The sequence below is a fragment of the Inconstantimicrobium porci genome, assembly GCF_009696465.1.
GTDB classification, from domain to species: domain Bacteria; phylum Bacillota; class Clostridia; order Clostridiales; family Clostridiaceae; genus Inconstantimicrobium; species Inconstantimicrobium porci.
On sequence record NZ_VULX01000063.1, the window covers coordinates 1 to 2,669 of the forward strand.

The following is a 2,669-nucleotide window of genomic DNA, read 5'->3' on the forward strand; positions in this document are numbered from 1 at the left end:
GCCTCCGTCACCGAAGGCCTATTTGCTATATTCAATTTTAAAAATCAAATGAAAGATTAAGTTCATATTTCTAAAATAAGTAAGAAATATTTCTTCTTTATTTTTTCATACGAAACTTTACACTATCCAAAACTTTATCTATAAGATCAAATACCCCAACTACTAAGCAAAAGCATCCATAGCCGAGTCCGTATTTAATAAGTATAGGTGGTATATCAGATGGTCGTTTTCCTAATACTGCCTTAATGCATTCTATAAAGCAAATAGCTATAAAAAACCATCTACCGCAAAACCTTATATAATATACTGCTGTATTTCCTGCACCATTAATTTTATCTCCTATTTCATCAGCGTAAGCAATTCTTGATGGCGTAATAATGGCTGCTGCAATCATAGCCATTACCCTACCCTTTTTATCATCTTTGTGCAAAAACTCTTTAATAGTGTAAGTTTTCATATTTCCTCCTGAATAAAATCAATAATATTGGTTAGAATTAACAATAGAGGTGATTGATATGTTCACAGTTGCAATGATTGGTTTAGCAACTTCTTATGTTGTTGCTGAAACTGTTAAAACAATAATTGTCTTAAAAAGCTTAAATTAGTTCTATTTTAAAAATTGAAATCATAAACTACGAGTGAAAGTGAAACGAAGCAAGCTTGAACGTAGTAGTCAATAGCCATAGTCTAACCATTCATATATCAATGTTGAATCGGTTGGATTCATGGCTTTTTTCTTTGCTTTCCATATCTGCTTTTATCAATTCCTTAACATATGCGCTTGGACACATTTTTCCTTTTGCATGATCATATAGAATTTTTTCTACTTCTTTAAAGCTAACTACTATCTTCATCCCCATATGCTCCTTCCATAGTCTTCAAATGCTACTGCATTTGCAAAGAAGCTGTTATTGATTATCTCTGCTTGTGGTACTCTCTTCTTGAAAGAGTTATATAAACGTGATGCACCGCCACCTACTAATATAACTTTATTTGTCTTTAAGCTGTATTCAATCCTTATTCTGCTTATAAGATTTTCTATAAACTCCCTGTATACATCTAAGTTGAAATACTGTTGTTCTCCATTTATATATAAACCGCTTCTTAAAATTCTATCAGCATCAGCAGGAAGAAGATCTAATCCAAACTTTGAATTAATATAGTTAACAAAGTCACTTTCTAAACTTAGAATTCCATTTGGTATGCTATAAGGCATTAATGTTTTTCTTCTGTTTCCCTCAAACTGTAATAAACATATATCTGTAGTTCCTCCCCCTATGTCAATTACAATTCCTTCGTAGTCTGCATCAACTGTCATGATTCCTTCAGGAAGAACATCTACGTCCTGCAATATTCCACTTTGCAAAATGCGGTTAATAAGATACTGCTTATCTTCCTTGTATTGCATTAATGGAAGTCCTACAACTGCATTAGTATTTTTATCTAATGTACTTTTCTGTACTGCTGTTTTAAGTAAATAGAGGTAACTCTCTTTATATGCTTTTCTTATCTCAGTATCAAACTGGCCTTCTCCAAGATACTTAACTCTTCCACCAACATTTACTGGATCACTCTTAAGAAGTCCTGACACGTTGGATACTTTTGATATAAAATTGATATCTTTGTATAGTAGTTTCCGATGTCTATTCCTAAAATCATGTTTACTTTTTGCTCCTTTTTTCATCTTTTGTTATATATGTATTAGCGCTTTTCCAGAATTATTCTTAATATTTCAGAAATTTTATAGAAAAAAATAAAAGCCCTACTTACGAGAGCTTTTATATTCCTTCTGAATTAACTGTTTTATATATTTGCTTTTACCCAATAATGTTGAATTTTCTTCTATAAATTTATACAATTCCATTTCCTTTTCATTACCTTCACTAAACGTTAGATCAATATGTTTATATCCCATAATACCCCTCCTATTTAAAATTGTATATTATTTCTAGTTTTTGTCAATTATCTATTTATGAAGTGATTGAATTGAAAGATAAAAGTTATATAAGAATAGATATAGCTGTTTATATAAGCATAGCTACAATAATTGTGTTAATACTACCGATTATTTTTAAGTAAAAAAATAAGGGCAGCATAGAAATTAATCTACACTGCCCATAAAATTTTAATTCTATTTAGAATACATACTTTTATTCTTTAATAAGTGTAATAACAATAGTACTGCAAATATTAAACTTATTACTGACCATATCATTAAATCCTTGAATGTTCCTATATTGGCAAATCCTATTATAGCTCCAATCACATAGAATACTATAGCTGTTATAACTATTCCTTTATTCTGCTTAGATACTAATGATAATATTCCTGCTATGAGCATTGCAAATCCAAGTATTAATCCAGCACTTCCGCTCGCTTCTTTTGAATTCTGAATAGCGTTTCCTATACCTGCAGCACATGACTGAAATTCGACTATTGCAAATAATACAATACTAATTATTCCTACAACTTTTTTCATCATAATACCCCCTATTTTTGAAATTATAATATTTATTTTACATCAATACATTTTTTTGTCAATACTAATTGTATAATGAAATTGAACCAATAAAAAATCCATAGTGATTACCCGTGTTATAATTAAGTTGCGAAACCAAAATAACAAGGAGGATAATCACTATGAATTACCCAAATCATAACACAGAATC

At 30.0% G+C, this 2,669-nt stretch carries 5 protein-coding genes; all 5 read right to left on the minus strand.

The annotated features are described in order from the left end of the window. Nucleotides 1-97 precede the first annotated feature (97 nt). The gene (locus tag FYJ33_RS15875) at nt 98-457 is read right to left on the minus strand and encodes a hypothetical protein (RefSeq protein ID WP_154532921.1); all 360 of its coding nucleotides are present in this window, start codon (nt 455-457) and stop codon (nt 98-100) included. 238 nt (nt 458-695) lie between these two features. Next, nucleotides 696-854 (minus strand): hypothetical protein, encoded by a 159-nt coding sequence (locus FYJ33_RS15880; RefSeq protein WP_154532923.1) that lies wholly within the window; start codon nt 852-854, stop codon nt 696-698. After that, a complete protein-coding gene (locus FYJ33_RS15885) occupies nt 851-1,591 on the minus strand; it encodes a ParM/StbA family protein (RefSeq protein ID WP_206046736.1) in 741 nt (246 codons plus the stop codon). Before FYJ33_RS15885 ends, FYJ33_RS15880 begins: the two co-directional genes overlap by 4 nt. A 171-nt stretch (nt 1,592-1,762) precedes the next feature. Continuing rightward, complete coding sequence (locus FYJ33_RS15890) at nt 1,763-1,915, minus strand: hypothetical protein (RefSeq protein WP_154532927.1); 153 nt, start codon at nt 1,913-1,915, stop codon at nt 1,763-1,765. A gap of 216 nt (nt 1,916-2,131) precedes the next feature. Then, nucleotides 2,132-2,482, minus strand: a complete 351-nt coding sequence (locus FYJ33_RS15895) for a hypothetical protein (RefSeq protein ID WP_328598723.1) — start codon at nt 2,480-2,482, stop codon at nt 2,132-2,134. Between the last annotated feature and the right edge of the window lie 187 nt (nt 2,483-2,669).